Genomic DNA, 17,735 nt, shown 5'->3' with positions numbered 1-17,735 from the left:
GTGTCGCCTGTTTGTAATCCCCCACTTCTACCCTGGAGACATGTTGAGACGCGCGAAAATCGTCGCCACCCTGGGCCCCGCCACTTCCACGTATGAGACGGTGCGCGCACTGATCGATGCGGGTGTGGACGTCGCCCGACTGAACCTCAGCCACGGTGACTACTCCGTGCACGAGAACAACTACGCGAACGTGCGCCGTGCGGCGGAGGACTCCGGTCGTGCCGTCGCCATCCTCGTGGACCTCCAGGGTCCGAAGATCCGTCTGGGCCGCTTCGAGGACGGACCCTACGAGCTCGCCAAGGGCGACATCTTCAAGATCACCACCGAGGACATCATCGGCAACAAGGAGATCTGCGGCACGACGTTCAAGGGCCTTCCTCAGGACGTCAAGCCCGGGGACTTCCTGCTGATCGACGACGGCAAGGTGCGCGTCGAGGTCGTCGAGACCGACGGCGTGACCGTCACCACGCGTGTCGTCGTCGCCGGCGCCGTCTCGAACAACAAGGGCATCAACCTGCCCGGCGTCGCCGTCAACGTCCCCGCGCTCAGCGAGAAGGACGAGGAGGACCTCCGCTGGGGCCTCCGGACCGGTGCCGACCTCATCGCGCTGTCGTTCGTGCGCAACGCCTCGGACGTGACCCGCGTGCACGAGATCATGGCGGAGGAGGGCGTCCGCGTCCCGGTCATCGCCAAGATCGAGAAGCCGCAGGCCGTCGACGCGCTCGAAGAGATCGTCGACGCGTTCGACGGCATCATGGTCGCCCGTGGCGACCTCGGCGTGGAGCTGCCCCTCGAAGCCGTCCCGATCGTGCAGAAGCGCGCCGTCGAGCTGGCCCGTCGCAACGCGAAGCCCGTGATCGTGGCGACGCAGATGCTCGAGTCGATGATCAACAGCCCGGTGCCGACCCGTGCCGAGACCTCCGATGTCGCCAACGCCGTCCTCGACGGTGCCGACGCGGTCATGCTCTCCGGCGAGACCAGCGTGGGCGACTACCCGGTCGTCGTCGTCGAGACGATGGCCCGGATCATCGAGTCGACGGAGGAGCACGGTCTGGAGCGCATCCTGCCGCTCACGACGAAGCCCCGCACGCAGGGTGGTGCCATCACGCTCGCGGCCCTCGAGGTCGCGGAGTTCGTGGACGCCAAGTTCCTGTGCGTGTTCACGCAGTCGGGCGACTCGGCGCGCCGCCTGTCCCGTCTGCGCTCCCGCATCCCGATGCTGGCCTTCACGCCGGAGCCCGGCATCCGTCGTCGTATGGCGCTGACCTGGGGTCTCCGCTCCACCCTCGTCGACATGGTGCAGCACACCGACCTCATGTACCACCAGGTCGACGAGTACCTCCTCGGGAACGGCCTCGCCGTCGAGGGGGACAAGGTCGTCGTCATCTCCGGGTCCCCTCCCGGGATCATCGGTTCCACGAACGACCTGCGCGTGCACAAGGTCGGCGATGCGCTCCGCGGCGCCGCGCCGATCTACAAGGCCGGCGTCTGACGCAGGGCGTTCCGGGAGGGGCGGGGCTTCGGCCTCGCCCCTCCCTGTCATCTCCGGGCCGGTGCGTCAAGCCTCTCGGCCGTGACGGCGGCCTCGGTTAGCGTGCTGCCATGGTCCTCCGTCGTCTCCTCGTCACCTCCGGGCTGACGTTCCGCATCCTGGAGAGTCCGCGGCCCGCCGGCAGCACCGCCCCGACCGTGGTCCTCGTGCACGGGATCGGGATGTCGCATCGGTACCTGTCGCGGCTGCACGCCGTGCTCGCCGACACCACGAGGGTGGTCTCCGTCGACCTCCCGGGCTTCGGCGGCCTGCCCAAGCCGCGGTTCGACGTCTCCATCCCGCAGATGGCGGCAGGCCTGGCTCAGGTGGTGGCGAGCCTCGACGACGATCGCGTCGTGCTCGTCGGGCACTCGATGGGCGTGCAGTGGGCCGTGGAGACGGCGCTGCGGCATCCCGAGTACGTCCGGACCGTCGTGACGATCGGACCCGTCACCGACGACGCCCACCGGACTCTCGGCGCGCAGGCCCGGGCCCTGGCCGTCGACACCGTCGGCGAGACCCCGGCGATCAACACGGTCGTCTTCACCGACTATCTGCGCTGCGGCGTGCGGTGGTATCTCCGCCAGGTCCGGCACATGCTCGCGTATCCCCTGGAGGAGAGGGTTGCGGCTCTCACCATGCCGGTGCTCGTCGTCCGGGGGAGCGACGATCCGATCGCAGGACGCGCGTGGTGCCGGCGGCTGCGCGACGAGGCGGCCGTCTCGCGATTGGTGGAGATCCCCGGTCACCATCATGTCGCGCAGCAGTCCGCGCCCCGGGCGGTGGCTTCCGCGATCCTGGCCCACACGACGGGAGCATGGCCGACGGCGGTGCCGGCCGCAGCCATCCGACGGGGGAGGGCACGATCAGCGTCCTGAGGATCCTGGGCTGGTGGGCCGCGGACTACGCCTACGCGGGGTTCTGGCAGGTCCGCTCGTTCTTCGGCCGTGACCAGGCGGACGACTTCACCACCGGAGACCGCGCCCCGCTCGTGGTGCTCGCCGGTGTCTACGAGACCTGGCGCTTCCTGGAGCCGCTCATCGTCGCGCTGCACGAGCGGGGGCACCCGGTCCATGTCGTGGATGCGCTGCGCCGCAACCAGTTCCCGGTGCAGGATGAGGCCGATCAGGTGGCCGATTACCTGCGAACCCACGACCTCTCCGGCGTGTTCCTCGTCGCCCACAGCAAGGGCGGTCTCGCCGGGAAGCTGGTGATGACCGGCCCGGAGGGGGCGCGGATCCGCGGCATGCTCGCCATCGCGACGCCGTTCGGAGGCTCCCGCTACGCGCGGCTCCTGCCCGGACGGGTGCTGCGGGCCTTCGCGCCCGACGACCCCTCGATCGTCGCGCTGGGGCGGGAGCTCGACGTGAACGCGCGCATCGTCTCGATCTACGCCGCGTTCGATCCGCACATCCCCGAGGGGAGCGAGCTCGCCGGGGCCAAGAACGTCGTCCTGGAGACGGGCGGACACTTCCGCATCCTCGCCCACCCCCGCGTGATGGCCGAACTCGCCGCCCTCGCCGAGTGACGGGGCGAGCGGTCCGCGATGCTGGTGCCGGCGGTGGGACTCGAACCCACACGCCCTCTCGGACAAAGCATTTTGAGTGCTCCGCGTCTGCCATTCCGCCACGCCGGCCCGTGTCTCGCGACTTCGACTGTAGCGCAGACGACGGACGGTTCCCCGCGCGCCCGCCGTCTTCAGCCGGCGGTGGGGACCTCTCCGTTAGGATGGAGGGGTGACCGAGCAAGAACAGGCTGAGCAGCCCACGGCATCCGCACCCCGACGCGTCGTCGTCGCCGAAGACGAGTCGCTGATCCGTCTCGACATCGTCGAGATCCTCCGCGACAACGGCTTCGATGTCGTCGGCGAGGCCGGCGACGGCGAGACGGCGGTGGCCCTCGCCACCGAGCTGCGTCCCGACCTCGTCATCATGGACGTGAAGATGCCCCAGCTCGACGGCATCAGCGCTGCCGAGAAGCTCCACAAGGGCAACATCGCCCCGGTCGTGCTGCTGACCGCGTTCAGTCAGAAGGAGCTCGTGGAGCGCGCGAGCGAGGCCGGAGCCCTGGCCTACGTCGTGAAGCCCTTCACCCCGAACGATCTCCTCCCCGCGATCGAGATCGCCCTGGCCCGCCACGAGCAGATCATCACCCTCGAGGCCGAGGTCGCCGACATGGTCGAGCGCTTCGAGACCCGCAAGCTCGTCGACCGTGCGAAGGGCCTCCTCAACGAGAAGATGGGCCTGAGCGAGCCCGAGGCGTTCCGCTGGATCCAGAAGGCGTCGATGGACCGCCGCCTGACGATGCAGGACGTCGCCAAGGCGATCATCGAGCAGCTCGCTCCCAAGAAGTAAGGCACTCCGGTGCTCCGGCTGGACGCAGAGCACGTTCTGCGGCCGGTCCGCGCCGGCGACGGTGCGGCGCTCGCGCGCGCGTATCTCGCGAACAGGGAGCACCTCGCCCCGTGGGAGCCGGCGCGTTCCGAGGCGTTCTTCACCGAGGACTGGCAGGAGCAGAACGCGCAGCAGTGCGTCGCGGAGGCCGCCCTCGGGCGGAGTTCCCGGTTCGTGATCCTCTCGGACGACGGCGAGATCCGCGGCCGGGTCAACCTGAACACCATCGTGCGCGGTGCGTTCTGGAGCGCCGATCTCGGGTACTGGATCGATTCCACCCGGCTGCGCCGCGGGCTCGCCGGGCGCGCGGTCGCCCTCGTGGCGGAGCACGCGCGGGACGAGCTGCGGCTGCACCGCCTCCAGGCGTCGACGCTGCTCCACAACGTCGCCTCGCAGCGGGTCCTCGCCGCCACCGGCTTCGAGCGCATCGGCATCGCCCCGAAGTACCTGCGGATCGCGGGGGAGTGGCAGGACCACATCCTGTTCCAGCTCCTGCTGGAGGAGCCGCTCAGCCCGCGGCGGGAGCGTCCTTGATCATGTTGGTGATGCGGATCGTCGAGCAGCGCCGGCCCTGATCGTCGGTCACGACGATCTCGTGCACCGTGATGCTGCGCCCCAGGTGCACAGGCGTGCAGACTCCGGTGACCACGCCCGAGGTGGCCGACCGGGTGTGCGTGGCGTTGATGTCGACGCCAACAGCGAGGCGGCCGGCGCCCGCGTGCAGGTTGGCCGCCATGGAGCCGAGCGATTCGCCGAGCACGACGTAGGCACCGCCGTGCATGAGACCGACCGGCTGGGTGTTGCCCTCCACCGGCATCGTGGCCACACAGCGGTCGATGCCGAACTCGACGAACTCCATGCCCATCTTCTCGGCCAGCGCTCCCATGCCGCGGGCGGCCGCCCACTCGAGTCCCTCGCTGGTGGCGACCTCGCTCATGCATCCTCCTCTGCGGGTGTCCGTGCTCCTCGTTAGGCTGACAGGGTGACGGACTCCGCAAAGCCTACCCTCATGGTCGTCGACGGCCACTCGCTCGCCTACCGGGCCTTCTTCGCCCTCCCGGTCGACAACTTCACCACCAAGGACAACCAGCACACGAACGCCATCTACGGCTTCCTGTCCATGCTGGTCAACCTGATCAAGGCCGAGCAGCCCACGCATCTCGCGATCGCGTTCGACACCTCCCGCCACTCGTTCCGCACCGACGAGTATCCGGAGTACAAGGCCACCCGGTCCGAGACGCCGCAGGAGTTCAAGGGCCAGATCCCGCTGCTGCAGGACTGCCTCGCGGCGATGTCGATCCCGGTGCTGACGCAGGAGGGCATCGAGGCCGACGACATCCTCGCCACCCTCTCCACGCAGGGGGCGGCCCAGGGCTACGACGTGCTCGTGGTCTCGGGAGACCGTGACACCATCCAGCTCGTCACCGACGACGTCACGCTGCTGTATCCGTCCGTCCAGGGGGTCTCGCAGCTCAAGCGCTACGACCCGGCGACCGTGCAGGAGCGCTACGGCGTCCGTCCCGAGCAGTACCCGGACATCGCCGCCCTCGTGGGTGAGACCAGCGACAACCTCCCCGGCGTGCCGAAGGTGGGGGAGAAGACGGCCGTCAAGTGGCTCACGCAGTTCGGCTCCCTCGACGAACTGCTCGAGCGTGCCGGTGAGATCAAGGGCGTGGTCGGCGGCAACCTCCGCGACCACATCGAAGACGTCCGCCGCAACCGCAAGCTCAACCGCCTGCTGACCGACGTGGAGCTGCCGGTCGCCCCGGCCGACCTCGCCGTCGCCCCGATCGACGCCGAGGCCGTCCGCGACATCTTCGCCCGGCTGGAGTTCCGCACGCTGCTGCCCCGGGTCTTCGAGGCCGTCGGAGCGGGCGAGGTCGCCGACGACCCGGCCTCCGTCGTCGAGATGCCCACGCCGGCACAGGTGTCCGCCCCGGATCTGGCCACCTGGGCCGCGGCGCAGGACGGAGACGTCGCTCTCCGGGTCGTGGTGCAGTCGGGCGCACCTGTGCGCGTCGGCGTCGCCACCGGGAGCGAGCTGCGCGAGCTCGACTGGTCGGAGGAGGCGGCCGCGGCGCTGCGCCCGTGGCTGGAGTCCAAGGCGCCGAAGGTGCTGCACGACGCCAAGCCGCAGGTGAAGGCGTTGCTCCGTCAGGGTATCCGTCTGGGCGGGCTCGCCTACGACACGAGCCTCGCGGGCTGGCTGCTGCGCCCCAGCTTCCCCGACAAGACGCTGTCCGACCTCGTGCAGCGCTACCTGGGGGAGAAGCTCCCCGAGGCCGATCCGTCGCAGCTCGTGCCGGAGACCGAGGGCGCCACCCCCTCGCAGGAGGCATGGTTCATCCTCCGGGTGGCCGAGGCGCTGCGGAACGATCTGCCGGAGCCGGTCGACGCCGTGCTCCGCGACATCGAGCTGCCGACGCTCCGCACACTCGCCGACATGGAGCTCGCCGGTGTCGCCGTGTCGCACGAGGTGCTGTCGACGTTCTCGGCCGAGCTCGCGACGCGAGCGGACGCCCTGGCCCAGGAAGCCTTCTCGGTCGTCGGTCGCGAGTTCAATCTCGGGTCGCCGAAGCAGCTCCAGGAGGTGCTGTTCGAAGACCTGCAGCTCCCGAAGACGCGCAAGACGAAGACCGGGTACTCGACTGATGCCGCGGTGCTCGCCGACCTGCAGGAGTCGCACCCGCACCCGTTCCTCAGCCTGCTGCTGCAGCACCGTGAGGCGACGAAGCTGCGGCAGATCATCGAGTCCCTCGACACCGCGATCCGGGAGGACCACCGGGTGCACACGACCTATGTGCAGACGGGCAGTCAGACCGGGCGCCTGTCCAGCACCGATCCGAACCTCCAGAACATCCCGGTCCGCACCGAGGAGTCGCGGCGCATCCGCAGCGCGTTCGAGGTCGGCGAGGGCTACGAGACCCTGCTCACCGCCGACTACTCGCAGATCGAGATGCGGATCATGGCGCACCTCTCGGGCGACGAGGGGCTGATCGAGGCGTTCAACAGCGGTGAAGACCTCCACCGCTTCGTCGGCGCCCGCGTGTTCGGCGTCGATCCGTCCGAGGTCACGCCGGCGATGCGCACCAAGGTGAAGGCGATGTCATACGGACTCGTCTACGGCCTCTCCGCATTCGGGCTCTCGAAGCAGCTGCGCATCGAGCAGTCCGAGGCCAAGCAGCTCATGGTCGAGTACTTCGCACGGTTCGGCGCGGTCCGCGACTACCTGCGGGCCTCGGTGATGAAGGCCAAGGAGGTCGGCTACACCGAGACGATCTTCGGGCGTCGGCGGCCGTTCCCCGATCTCGCGAGCCCCAACCGCGTGCTGCGGGAGAACGCCGAGCGGGCGGCGCTCAACGCCCCGATCCAGGGCAGCGCGGCCGACATCATGAAGATCGCGCTGTTCCACATCCACGACGACCTCCACGCCGCGAAGCTGGAGTCGCGGGTGCTGCTGCAGATCCACGACGAACTCGTCGTCGAGGTCGCAGCAGGGGAGTGGGATGCGGTGGAGCAGATCGTCCGCACGCGGATGGGGGATGCCGCTCAGCTCTCCGTGCCGCTCGACGTGCAGGTGGGCCGCGGTCGGGACTGGAACGAAGCCGCGCACTGATCCCGGTGGCCGACGGAGGCGGGGATTAGGCTGGAAGGTATGACTTCAGCACCCCGCACCCCCTCCGCCATCGACAGGGTCGCCGATGAATGGGTCGACACGATCGCCGTCCTGGCGCCGACTCTCGGCACCTACATCGGTCGGTCCGAGGTCAACGACCGGTTCGGCGATCTGAGCCCGGAAGGTCATGAGGAGATCGCCGCGGCGACGCGGGCCACGCTCGACACGCTGTCCGCGCTGGAGCCCGTCGATGCGATCGACGAGGTGACCAAGACCGACCTCAGTGCGGAGCTGCGCCTCGACCTCGAGCTGCACGAAGCGAAGTGGCACCTGCGCGATCTGAACGTCATCGCCTCCGCCGCGCAGGACGTCCGCTCCGCCTTCGACCTGATGCCCACGGCGACGGTCGAGGACTGGGAGGTCATCTCCACCCGGCTCTCCGCGGTTCCCGCGGCGCTGCGCGGATACGTCGAGACGCTGCGCCTGGGCATCGCCGAGGGCGTGACGCCTGCACGACGCCAGGTCGCGGAGGTCGCGACGCAGATCGACCGCTACATCGCCGACGACGGCTTCTTCGCGGCGTTCGTCGCGCACGCCGATCCCGAGGAAGGCCAGCTTCCCGCCTCGCTCGCCCGCACCCTGGCGGACAACTCCGCGGCTGCGCGGGTCGCGTACGGGGAGCTGCGGCGCTTCCTTGCCGAGGAGCTCGCGCCCGAGGCCGGTGAGACGGACGCCGTGGGGCGCGACCTCTACGCCCTCAACTCCCGTCGATTCCTCGGCGCCACCATCGACCTCGACGAGACCTACGAGTGGGGTCGCGAAGAGCTCGCCCGCATGGTGGCCGAGCAGACGGCGATCGCGAACGAAATCCTCCCCGGCGCCTCCGTGGAGGAGGCCGTCGCGCATCTGGAATCGGACCCCGCCCGCAAGCTCGTCGGCACCGAGGCGCTCCAGCGGTGGATGCAGGAGACCAGCGACCGCGCGGTCGCCGAGCTCGGCGCCTCGCACTTCGACATCCCGGAGGCCATCCGCACCCTGGAGTGCATGATCGCGCCGACGCAGGAGGGCGGGATCTACTACACCGGCCCCACCGACGACTTCTCGCGCCCCGGCCGCATGTGGTGGTCAGTCCCCGAGGGCGTCACCGAGTTCGACACGTGGCGCGAGCTCACCACCGTGTACCACGAGGGTGTGCCGGGGCATCACCTGCAGATCGCCCAGGCCGTGTACAACCGCGCTGAGCTCAACTCGTGGCGACGGCTGCTCGCCGGCACCTCCGGTCACGCGGAGGGCTGGGCGCTGTATGCGGAGCGACTGATGGAGCAGCTCGGTTACCTGGACGACCCGGCGGATCGCCTCGGCATGCTGGACGGGCAGCGGATGCGGGCGGCGCGCGTGGTCCTCGACATCGGCGTGCACCTCGGCAAGCCCCGTCTCGACGGTGACGGCGTCTGGGATGCCGACTACGCGCTCGACTTCCTCCGTCGCAACGTCAACATGTCGGACCAGTTCGTGCAGTTCGAGGTCAACCGGTACCTCGGCTGGCCGGGTCAGGCGCCGTCGTACAAGGTCGGTCAGCGCATCTGGGAGCAGGTCCGCGACGCCGTCCAGCAGGCGGAGGGCGACGCGTTCAGCTTCAAGGGCTTCCACAAGCGCGCCCTCGATCTCGGCGGCGTCGGACTGGACACGCTGCGGAGCGCTCTGCTGCCTCGGTGATGGGAATGCCCGCCTCCCGCCGCGCGTTCCATTCACCTGAATAGGAAGGTGTGACATGGACATCGAGTTCGGGCTGGACACGTTCGGCGACATCACCCGAGATCAGGACGGCGAGCTGCTCAGCGGCGCGCAGACCATCCGGAACGTCGTCGCCCAGGCGGAGCTGGCCGATACGGTCGGCGTGGACTTCTTCGGCGTGGGGGAGCACCATCGGCGCGAGTTCGCGGTCTCGTCCCCGGAGATGGTGCTCGCGGCGATCGCCGCCCGTACCGAGCGGATCCGGATGGGCACCGCCGTGACCGTGCTGTCCTCGGACGATCCGGTGCGCGTGTTCGAGCGCTTCTCGACTCTCGACGCCCTGTCCGGAGGGCGGGCGGAGGTCGTGCTCGGGCGCGGTTCGTTCATCGAGTCCTTCCCGCTGTTCGGCTACGACCTGCGCGATTACGACCGGCTCTTCGAGGAGAAGCTGGAGCTGTTCGTCGAGCTCCTCAAGGAGGAGCCCGTGACGTGGTCCGGGTCGCTACGGCCGTCGCTCGACAACGCGGACGTCTTCCCGAAGACCGAGAAGGGTCTGCGCACGTGGGTCGGCGTGGGCGGCAGCCCCGAGTCCGTCGTGCGTGTCGCGCGTCACGGTCTCGGCCTCATGCTGGCGATCATCGGCGGCCCGGCCGGGCGATTCAAGCCGTTCATCGACCTGTACCACCGCTCGGTCGCCTCCTTCGGGACGACCCCTCACCCGGTGGCCGTGCACTCGCCGGGACACATCGCGCCCACCGACGCGGAGGCATGGGACGAGGCCTACCCGGGCTTCGAGGCGATGAACAACACCATCGGTCGCGAGCGCGGCTGGCCGCCCTACAGCCGCGCGCGTTTCCAGAACGACATCGGTCCCGAGGGCTCCCTCTATGCCGGCTCGCCGGAGCGCGTGGCGGCGAAGATCGCCGACACGATCACGACCCTCGGGCTCGGCCGCTTCGACCTCAAGTACGCGACGGGAACCCTCTCGCACGAGTCGATGATGCGCAGTATCGAGCTGTACGGCACCGAGGTGATCCCTCGGGTGCGGAAGCTCCTCGGCGACCGCGACTGAGCGGGCGTCATCTCGCGGCTCGGCGGGACGGGCGGCCCTACGATGAGAATCATGGCCGATACCGCCCTGCCGAGCCGCACCTCGCTCGCCGAGCGCCTCGACGTCCTCCCGTTCACCCGCCGGCACCTGCGCCTGCTCACGGGCTCCGGCGTCGGCTGGGCGCTCGACGCGATGGACGTCGGACTCATCTCCTTCATCATCGCGGCGCTCTCACAGCAGTGGGATCTCACGAAGGGGGAGGCCGGATGGATCGCCTCGCTCGGCTTCGTCGGCATGGCGGTCGGCGCGACCCTCGGCGGTCTTCTTGCGGACCGCTTCGGCCGCCGCCAGGTGTTCGCCCTCACGCTGCTCATCTACGGCGTGGCCACCGGAGCGAGTGCTCTGGTCGGGGGAGTGGCGGCCCTGCTCGTGCTGCGTTTCTTCGTCGGCCTCGGGCTCGGCGCGGAGCTGCCGGTCGCCTCGACCTACGTGAGCGAGTTCGCTCCCGCGCGCATCCGCGGACGGCTGATCGTCATCCTGGAAGCGTTCTGGGCCGTCGGCTGGACGGCATCGGCCCTGATCGGATACTTCGTGATCCCCGCCTCCGAGGCGGGCTGGCGATGGGCCTTCGCGCTCGGCGCGATCCCCGCGGTCTACGCCCTCGTCGTGCGGTGGGGTCTGCCCGAGTCGCCGCGCTGGCTGGCGTCCCGCGGACGCATTGCGGAAGCGGATCGCATCGTGGCGGCCTTCGAGGCCGACGCGGGAGTCGAGTACACGCCGCCCCTCCGGAAGGAACCGGCGTCGCGGGCCATCGCGAAGACGGCACGGGCACGGCTCGCGACCCTCTGGAACGCGGAGTTCCGCGTGAGGACGGCGTGCCTCTGGCTCGTGTGGCTGGCCGTGAACTTCGCCTACTACGGGGCCTTCATCTGGATCCCCAGCATTCTCGTGGATGCCGGATTCGACCTCGTCCGTTCGTTCGGCTTCACCCTCATCATCACGCTCGCGCAGCTTCCGGGCTACGCCGTGGCGGCCTGGCTCATCGAGGTGTGGGGACGCCGCATCACACTCTCGGTCTTCCTGCTGGGGGCGACCGCGTCGGCCGTCGTCTTCGGCACCGCCACGACCGTGCCGATGATCATCGGCGCCGGCATGGCCCTGTCGTTCTTCACCCTCGGCGCGTGGGGCGCGCTGTACGCGGTGACGCCCGAGATCTACCCGACCTCGCTGCGCGGCACCGGGGCGGGCTGGGCCGCCGGGGTCGGACGCATCGCCTCCATCGTGGCGCCCCTCGCCGTTCCGGTCCTCCTCGTCGCCGGCGGCGCTCCGCTGCTGTTCGTCGTGTTCGCGGCCTGCTTCCTCGTCGCGGCGGCCGCCGCCTGGGGACTCGTCGACCGGAGCGGAGCGGCGCTGGACGACCGGTGACGTCCGGGACCGGGAATAGGCTGGGCGCGTGGCTGATGTACGTTTCGTCGCGATAGGCGACTCCTTCACCGAAGGCGTGGGCGATGTGCTCCCCGATGGGCGCGAGCGCGGCTGGGCCGACATCGCCGCGCAGGGATGGGCGGATGCCGCGGGGCACCCCATCCAGTACGCGAACCTGGCGATCCGAGGCAAGCTGGCCTGGCCGATCGTCGAGGAGCAGCTCGAACCCGCCCTGGCCCTGCGTCCCACGCACCTGTCGTTCAACGGCGGAGGCAACGACATGCTGCGGCCGCGGACCGACGTGGAGCACATCGCCGATGCGTTCAGCCGGGTGCTGCGACGGTGTGACGAGGAGGGCGTGACGATGATCCTGCTCTCCGGTGCCAACCCCAGCGGGCAGCTTCCGATGGGCTCCCTCGTGCAGCGCCGAGGCGACCTGCTCTCCGAGGCGGTCCTGCGGCGGATCGAGGATCGCCCCGACGTGATCCGCGCCCTCAACTGGCCGGACACGGAGCTCTCGAAGCCCGCGTACTGGTCGGAGGACCGGCTTCATATGAACGCGGCCGGACACCATCGTGTCGCGGCCCGCGTGCTGCATGGACTCGGCTTCGAGCCGCCGGCAGCCTGGTGGGCGCCGCTCGATCGCTGGACCGCCGGCCCCGCGGGTCTGCCCTACTACCGGGAGTTCGTCGGGCCCTGGGTGCGTCGACGCGTGACGAGGACCTCGTCCGGAGACGGCCGCGCAGCGAAGTACCCCACCTGGGTCGAACGGTCTCCGGCGTGAGCGTCGCCGTACCCCGCGCATGAGCGATATCGAGCTCGTCCGTCTCGCCGCCGGCACGGTGACGCTGCACGACGCCCGGCGACGCACGCGCCGCACCGTGGAACTCGAACCCTTCGCCCTCGGTGTCTTCTCGGTGACCGAAGAACAGGTCACCGAGGTCCTGGGCACCCCGTCACGTCATCCTCGTCGCCCGGTCGCCGACGTGAGCTGGCTGCGGGCCGTCCACTTCTGCAACGCCGCCTCGGAGTGGGAGGGCTCGATCCCGTCTACCACTTCGAGGGTGAGGATGTGGCCTGGGACACCACGGCGGACGGCTACCGCATTCCGACCGAGGCCGAGTGGGAGTACGCCTGCCGCGCCGGTTCCACCGGGCCGCACTACGCCCCGCTGGCCGAGGCCGCGTGGACCGCTGCCGACGGAGTCGGTACGCCGCAGGACGTGGGCGGGAAGCTCCCGAACCTGCACGGGCTGTTCGACACGCTCGGGAACGTGTGGGAATGGTGCTGGGACCTCCTCGACCCCGCGCGGTACGACGACTACCGGGTCTTCCGCGGCGGCGGGTTCGCCGACGACGCCTGGAGCGTCCGCGCCTCGGTCCGCCGTGGGGGAGCGCCGCGCATGCACCACGAGGACGTCGGCTTCCGCGTGGCCCGCGGCGCCTTCGACACCGAGGAGGAGGCGCAGGGCTGGTCGGCGGCGGCAGACCGGGACCGCGCCTTCGTCGACGGAGGGCTCCCGTCGGGATGGACGCCGCGCCGGCGTTAGTGCAGGCCGGGTGCGGCGGTTTTGGCCGTGGTCTGTGCCGGGTGGGAGACTGAGCGGATGACCAGGCCCTTCGCGCTCATCCTCAACCAGGGTCGCGTCGCCGACCGCACGGACGGAGCCCTCGTCGGGGCGCGCCGCGTCGCCGACGCCCTGTCCTCGCTTCTCCGGCGGGAGCCCGTCGTGGTCGGCACTCCGGAGCCCGGTCGGCTCGACGACTGGTCGGTTGCGCTGCCCGAGGCCTCGGACACGCTCGCGGGCCTCCGTGCCGCGGTGCAGGAGGCGATCACGGGGGAGACGACGCCGCTCCTCGTGACGAACACGTGTGCGGCGAGCCTGGGAACGCTACCGAGCGTCGCCGAGCACCACCCCGACGCGGTGGTGCTCTGGATCGATGCGCATGGCGACTTCAACACGCCGGACACCACCGACTCCGGCTACCTCGGCGGCATGGTCCTCGCCGCCGCCTGCGGGCTGTGGGACAGCGGCCACGGGGCGGGCATCGACCCGCGGCAGGTCATCGTCGTCGGCGGCCGGGACATCGACCCCGCCGAGGGAGAGCTCCTCGCCGGCGCGGGAGTGACCGTCCTCAGCCCCGCGGAGAGCACGCCGGAGCGGCTGAGCGCTCTCATCGCCGGGCGACCGGTGTGGATCCATGTCGACTGGGACGTCCTGGAGCCCGGCTACATCCCCGCGGCCTATCGGGTCGGCGACGGTCTGCTGCCGCACCAGGTGGCCGCGCTGTTCGCCGCCATTCCGGTCGCCGACGTCCGCGGCGTGGAGCTCGCCGAGTTCGAGGCGGGCGACGCGGAGGTGCCGGAGCGCGTCAGCGTCGAGTTGATCGTGGAGACGGTCCAGCACCTGCTGCGCTGACGGCGCGGAGTGCCGTCACGGCGCGGCGGGTGCGGCGCCGAGGTGCCATGCGGTGATCTCGACCTCGGAGCCCGAGACGATGTCGAGCTCGACCGGCCACGAGCCGCGGTCGAGTCCGGGGAGCACGGCGGCATGCAGGGCGCGGGCGACGAGAGCGCCGTCCGTGGCATTGGCATCCCAGCCGATCACCGCGGTCGCCTCGCCGCCGGGCGGCACCGTGACGGGCGCGATACCGGGGTCGGTCGCCAGGAATGAGGAACCGGGGCGCACCTCGACGACGAGCGCATGGCCGTTCTGGTCCGCGAACGCGATGTCGGGATACCCCTCGACCACGCAGGGCTCCTCACCGACGTTCATCAGCCGGATGCTCTGGGCGCGGTGCCCCGTGGCCCCGTCGGCTGTTCCGAGCAGCAGTGTGGCTCGGTCGAGTGTGCAGGCGCCCGCGGGAAGCTGGGGTGTCGAGACCCCCGGGGCGCGCTCCGGCACAGGGTCGCCCACAGCCGCCGGATCGACGAAGGCTCCCGTCTCGTCGGAGGCGCCCTGCAGCGCGGCGTTCTCCTCGACGATCTGGCGCTGCCACGCGGCATCGGCCAGGCTCCCGACCACGACGAGAGCGACCACGCTCGCGAGGGTGACACCGAGAAGGCCCGGGGACCACTGCCGCGCAGATTCCTCACCGGCCCTGCGCGAGAATGCCCAGGCGGGGATCCAGCCCCAGGCGAGTCCCCAGTAGGCAGTGTCCGGCGCGGACTCGACGACCGCAGCCGTGAGACCGTGCAGGCCCGAGAGAGGGAGGAAGGACAGGACCCGGGTGACGTCGTCGCACAGCCCGACGACCGTTCCGGCGAGGACGGCACCGAACCAGAGCACGAGGAACGCGGGAGCCCGGCCGACGCCCCGTGCTCCGCGTGCCACGATCCAGACGACGCTGCAGAGCATGGCGGCCGTCACCGTCAGCACGAGGACGCCCCACGCACCGGGGAGCAGCCAGGCATGACTCTGCAGCGGTCCGATACCGGCGAAGCTCAGCAACCGCGTCAGAACGATGTCGGAACCGGTCAGTCGAGCGATGGCGCCGGAGACGATCCAGAGTGCGCCGAGGAGCAGGCCGGCGAGCAGCCCCGCCGTCACCGGTGGCCTCGTGCGGCCGTCTCGGGCGCTCGAGACGGGGGCGGTCGACGGGGGAGCGGAGGCCATGCCTCATCCTATGGGTGCTCAGCGACGCCGCTCGGGATCCAGCCCCATGCGGATGCGCGTCCGTTTGCGTTCGATGAGGATGAAGACGACCCCGAGGATCCAGAGGGGGATCGGGGTGAGGAACGCGACACGGAAGGCGTCGAGCGTGTAGGTGTCCGGGGTGCCGGCGCCCTGGGCGTCGAGGAGGAGGCCGATCACGAAGACCGCGATCAGGGCTGCGATGAAGCCCCCCGCGTTCGTGACTCCGGTCGCCGTGCTGAGGCGGTGCGCCGGGTTGTGCGTGCGGGCGTGGTCGAAGGCGATCATCGACGCGGGGCCCCCGGTCGCGAGAGCGATCGCCAGGACCCAGAGGAGCCAGTCCGGGGCGGGGCCGGGGAGGGCGATGACCGCGATCCACGCGGCCATCTGCACGCCGACGGCGGGGAGGACGAGGGCGAGCGAGCGGTGATTCGGGAGGCGGCGGGAGAGATCGCCGATGATCGGACCGAGGATCATGCCCGCGACCACGTAGATCGAGATGATCCCCGCTGCGTGGGCGGTGGTCAGGCCCTCGCCTGCCGTGAGGAACGGCATGCCCCACAGAAGCACGAACACCGTGCCGGCGAACGGAGTGGTGAAGTGCGACCAGAACGCGAGCCGCGTGCCGGGATGTGCCCACGCCGCCCGGATGCCGACGCCCGTGTCGATCGCCGACGTCACAACACGCACGACTCCGGTGTCCGTGTTCACCGACACGTCGGGGCCGCTCTCCGCGGGGTTGTTGCGCACGATGAGCCACACGAGGATCGTGAAGAGCAGGCCGAGACCGGCGATGCTGCCGAACGTGATCGACCAGGTGGTGGCGTGCAGCAGGGCGGCGACCGGCACCAGCGCGATCAGCTGCCCGGCCTGCCCGATGATCCCGGTGAACTGGACCATGACGGGCCCTCGTTGCGCGGGGAACCACGTGGCCACCAGTCGCAGCACGGCCGGGAAGACGGCGGCATCGCCGGCTCCGAGGAGGACACGCGCGACGATCGCGATGCCGATGCTGGGGGAGAGGGCCATGGTGAGCTGTCCGGCCGCCATGAGCAGCATCCCCGCCGTGATGATCGGACGGGATCCGTAGCGGTCGAGGAGGACGCCCACCGGGATCTGCATCCCGCCGTAGACGGCGAGCTGCACGACCGCGAACAGCGCGAGCGTCGAGGCGTCCGCCTGGAAGCGGTCGGCGGCCTCGACACCGACGGCGCCGAGAGAGGTGCGGTTGGTGATGGCGAGAACGTAGGCCGCGACGCCGACGGACCAGATCGCCCAGGCCCGCCACCCCGGCGTGGAGACGGGGGAGTGGGAGACCTGAGGCACCCTTCCACGCTACTCCTGACCGACGATGTCCGACGCCGTGGCTAGAGTGCCCGCATGACAGCCTCCTCGCAGCACCACGCCCTCGACTATGTCGAGCTCGTCGTCACGGATCTCGACGTGGCGAAACGCTTCTTCACCACCGCCTTCGGGTGGAGCTTCCAGGACTACGGCCCTGGCTATGCAGGGATCCTCTCGCCCCGCGGAGCCGGGAGCGAGGTCGGCGGCCTCCTGCTCGCGGACGCACCGCGACCCGTCGGCGGTCCGCTCGTGCTGCTCTACTCCGATGACCTCGATGCGACGAAGGCGGCGATCCAGGACGCAGGCGGCCGGATCCTGCAGGAGCCGTATGCGTTCCCCGGTGGCCGGCGCCTTCACTTCGCCGACCCGAGCGGCAACGAGCTCGGCGTCTGGTCCTCCCATTAGGCGCTGCAGATCACAGCGCGGGGGCGGATGAGTGCCAGACTGCGAGGATGAGTCACCTGCCCCGCATCCCGGAGATGGAGACGTTGCGCCTCCGCCTGCGCCGGCAGACGATCGAGGACGCACCCGTCTTCCGGCACCTGTGGACCGAACGCGACGAACGAGTCCCCGCGCACCGAAGGCTCGACACGGACGGCCGCCCCGACACGGACGACATCCGAGCGCATATCCGCGATGCCGAGGAGGCGTCGCTGCTCACCGTGGAACGCATCGACACCGGCGATCCGATCGGGCACTGCGGTCTCGTCTACGGAGGCGAGGGGGTGGGCACCGAACCGGAGCTCGCGTTCGAGCTGCTGCACACCGAGCACAACCGGGGGTATGCCACCGAAGCTGCCCAGAGCGTCCTGGCATGGGCAGCCGGGGTGGGAATCGACCGCGTCTGGGCCGGCGTCTGGGAGTGGAACCTCCCGTCCCGGCGCGTGCTCGAGAAGCTCGGCTTCGTCGAATCCGGACGGGAACGCCCGTCCTCCGTCCACGGTCGAAACATCTTGACTGTCAGGACTCTCTTCGCGAAGTGAGAGCGGGATCCGAACCGGCGCTCT

General features: G+C 70.2%; 16 protein-coding genes, 1 tRNA gene and 1 pseudogene. 14 read left to right on the top strand and 4 right to left on the bottom strand.

The annotated features are described in order from the left end of the window. The first annotated feature begins 43 nt into the window (after window positions 1-43). The 3 genes from pyk to AC2W7E_RS01620 all read left to right on the top strand — a co-directional run bounded on the left by pyk (window position 44) and on the right by AC2W7E_RS01620 (window position 3,059). Window positions 44-1,492, top strand: a complete 1,449-nt coding sequence (pyk, locus tag AC2W7E_RS01630; protein WP_025103472.1) for a pyruvate kinase — start codon at window positions 44-46, stop codon at window positions 1,490-1,492. Window positions 1,493-1,602: 110 nt separating this feature from the next. After that, entirely contained in the window at window positions 1,603-2,409 is an 807-nt protein-coding gene (locus AC2W7E_RS01625) for an alpha/beta fold hydrolase (RefSeq protein WP_485988414.1), read from the top strand. Further along, window positions 2,349-3,059 carry an esterase/lipase family protein gene (locus AC2W7E_RS01620; protein ID WP_126893179.1) on the top strand — a complete coding sequence of 237 codons (711 nt, stop codon included), beginning with the start codon at window positions 2,349-2,351 and terminating at the stop codon, window positions 3,057-3,059. Before AC2W7E_RS01625 ends, AC2W7E_RS01620 begins: the two co-directional genes overlap by 61 nt. A gap of 22 nt (window positions 3,060-3,081) precedes the next feature. On the opposite strand, the gene AC2W7E_RS01615 is transcribed toward AC2W7E_RS01620, so the two are convergent. After that, window positions 3,082-3,167, bottom strand: a tRNA-Leu gene (locus tag AC2W7E_RS01615). 100 nt (window positions 3,168-3,267) lie between these two features. Between AC2W7E_RS01615 and AC2W7E_RS01610 the strand changes: the two genes are divergently transcribed. Further along, complete coding sequence (locus AC2W7E_RS01610; protein ID WP_025103469.1) at window positions 3,268-3,885, top strand: ANTAR domain-containing response regulator; 618 nt, start codon at window positions 3,268-3,270, stop codon at window positions 3,883-3,885. Window positions 3,886-3,894: 9 nt separating this feature from the next. Further along, window positions 3,895-4,458, top strand: a complete 564-nt coding sequence (locus tag AC2W7E_RS01605; RefSeq protein ID WP_062634542.1) for a GNAT family N-acetyltransferase — start codon at window positions 3,895-3,897, stop codon at window positions 4,456-4,458. Here the strand turns inward: AC2W7E_RS01605 and AC2W7E_RS01600 are convergent. Then, window positions 4,433-4,861 (bottom strand): hotdog fold thioesterase, encoded by a 429-nt coding sequence (locus AC2W7E_RS01600; RefSeq protein ID WP_062634544.1) that lies wholly within the window; start codon window positions 4,859-4,861, stop codon window positions 4,433-4,435. The two genes, AC2W7E_RS01605 and AC2W7E_RS01600, sit on opposite strands and share 26 nt — an antisense overlap. 45 nt (window positions 4,862-4,906) lie before the next feature. Between AC2W7E_RS01600 and polA the strand changes: the two genes are divergently transcribed. The 7 genes and pseudogenes from polA (at window position 4,907) to AC2W7E_RS01565 (ending at window position 14,169) form a co-directional block, all read left to right on the top strand. Beyond that, entirely contained in the window at window positions 4,907-7,540 is a 2,634-nt protein-coding gene (gene polA / locus AC2W7E_RS01595; protein WP_485988413.1) for a DNA polymerase I, read from the top strand. A 39-nt stretch (window positions 7,541-7,579) separates the two neighbouring features. After that, a complete protein-coding gene (locus AC2W7E_RS01590) occupies window positions 7,580-9,256 on the top strand; it encodes a DUF885 domain-containing protein (protein ID WP_025103465.1) in 1,677 nt (558 codons plus the stop codon). A gap of 55 nt (window positions 9,257-9,311) precedes the next feature. Further along, entirely contained in the window at window positions 9,312-10,346 is a 1,035-nt protein-coding gene (locus AC2W7E_RS01585) for an LLM class flavin-dependent oxidoreductase (RefSeq protein ID WP_485988412.1), read from the top strand. A 51-nt stretch (window positions 10,347-10,397) separates the two neighbouring features. Further along, window positions 10,398-11,750: an MFS transporter gene (locus AC2W7E_RS01580; protein WP_126893183.1), complete on the top strand. Its 1,353-nt coding sequence runs from the start codon at window positions 10,398-10,400 to the stop codon at window positions 11,748-11,750. 28 nt (window positions 11,751-11,778) lie between these two features. Continuing rightward, window positions 11,779-12,534: an SGNH/GDSL hydrolase family protein gene (locus tag AC2W7E_RS01575; protein WP_485988411.1), complete on the top strand. Its 756-nt coding sequence runs from the start codon at window positions 11,779-11,781 to the stop codon at window positions 12,532-12,534. 19 nt (window positions 12,535-12,553) lie between these two features. Next, window positions 12,554-13,299, top strand: a pseudogene (locus AC2W7E_RS01570) (formylglycine-generating enzyme family protein). 57 nt (window positions 13,300-13,356) lie between these two features. Continuing rightward, window positions 13,357-14,169: an arginase family protein gene (locus AC2W7E_RS01565; RefSeq protein ID WP_085607511.1), complete on the top strand. Its 813-nt coding sequence runs from the start codon at window positions 13,357-13,359 to the stop codon at window positions 14,167-14,169. A 15-nt stretch (window positions 14,170-14,184) separates the two neighbouring features. On the opposite strand, the gene AC2W7E_RS01560 is transcribed toward AC2W7E_RS01565, so the two are convergent. Both AC2W7E_RS01560 and AC2W7E_RS01555 read right to left on the bottom strand, forming a co-directional pair. Next, entirely contained in the window at window positions 14,185-15,366 is a 1,182-nt protein-coding gene (locus tag AC2W7E_RS01560; protein WP_485988410.1) for a DUF4232 domain-containing protein, read from the bottom strand. A gap of 18 nt (window positions 15,367-15,384) precedes the next feature. Further along, window positions 15,385-16,710: an MFS transporter gene (locus AC2W7E_RS01555; protein ID WP_025103458.1), complete on the bottom strand. Its 1,326-nt coding sequence runs from the start codon at window positions 16,708-16,710 to the stop codon at window positions 15,385-15,387. Between the two features lie 54 nt (window positions 16,711-16,764). Between AC2W7E_RS01555 and AC2W7E_RS01550 the strand changes: the two genes are divergently transcribed. Both AC2W7E_RS01550 and AC2W7E_RS01545 read left to right on the top strand, forming a co-directional pair. Then, window positions 16,765-17,133: a VOC family protein gene (locus AC2W7E_RS01550; RefSeq protein ID WP_025103457.1), complete on the top strand. Its 369-nt coding sequence runs from the start codon at window positions 16,765-16,767 to the stop codon at window positions 17,131-17,133. 47 nt (window positions 17,134-17,180) lie between these two features. Further along, window positions 17,181-17,711: a GNAT family N-acetyltransferase gene (locus AC2W7E_RS01545; RefSeq protein WP_485988409.1), complete on the top strand. Its 531-nt coding sequence runs from the start codon at window positions 17,181-17,183 to the stop codon at window positions 17,709-17,711. Window positions 17,712-17,735: the final 24 nt, after the last annotated feature.

Source organism: Microbacterium sp. CFSPD4_SD4, assembly GCF_057364585.1.
Note: the sequence above shows the minus strand (reverse complement) of the source record. Positions and strands in the feature narration are given on the sequence as shown.

Excerpts from the sequence above, each read along its gene's own strand:
- AC2W7E_RS01585 (WP_485988412.1), top strand. The coding sequence starts at position 9,312 with ATGGACATCGAGTTCGGGCTGGACACGTTCGGCGACATCACCCGAGAT.
- AC2W7E_RS01620 (WP_126893179.1), top strand. The coding sequence starts at position 2,349 with ATGGCCGACGGCGGTGCCGGCCGCAGCCATCCGACGGGGGAGGGCACG.
- AC2W7E_RS01590 (WP_025103465.1), top strand. The coding sequence starts at position 7,580 with ATGACTTCAGCACCCCGCACCCCCTCCGCCATCGACAGGGTCGCCGAT.
- AC2W7E_RS01600 (WP_062634544.1), bottom strand. The coding sequence starts at position 4,861 with ATGAGCGAGGTCGCCACCAGCGAGGGACTCGAGTGGGCGGCCGCCCGC.
- AC2W7E_RS01560 (WP_485988410.1), bottom strand. The coding sequence starts at position 15,366 with ATGGCCTCCGCTCCCCCGTCGACCGCCCCCGTCTCGAGCGCCCGAGAC.
- AC2W7E_RS01545 (WP_485988409.1), top strand. The coding sequence starts at position 17,181 with ATGAGTCACCTGCCCCGCATCCCGGAGATGGAGACGTTGCGCCTCCGC.
- AC2W7E_RS01625 (WP_485988414.1), top strand. The coding sequence starts at position 1,603 with ATGGTCCTCCGTCGTCTCCTCGTCACCTCCGGGCTGACGTTCCGCATC.
- AC2W7E_RS01565 (WP_085607511.1), top strand. The coding sequence starts at position 13,357 with ATGACCAGGCCCTTCGCGCTCATCCTCAACCAGGGTCGCGTCGCCGAC.
- AC2W7E_RS01580 (WP_126893183.1), top strand. The coding sequence starts at position 10,398 with ATGGCCGATACCGCCCTGCCGAGCCGCACCTCGCTCGCCGAGCGCCTC.
- AC2W7E_RS01550 (WP_025103457.1), top strand. The coding sequence starts at position 16,765 with ATGACAGCCTCCTCGCAGCACCACGCCCTCGACTATGTCGAGCTCGTC.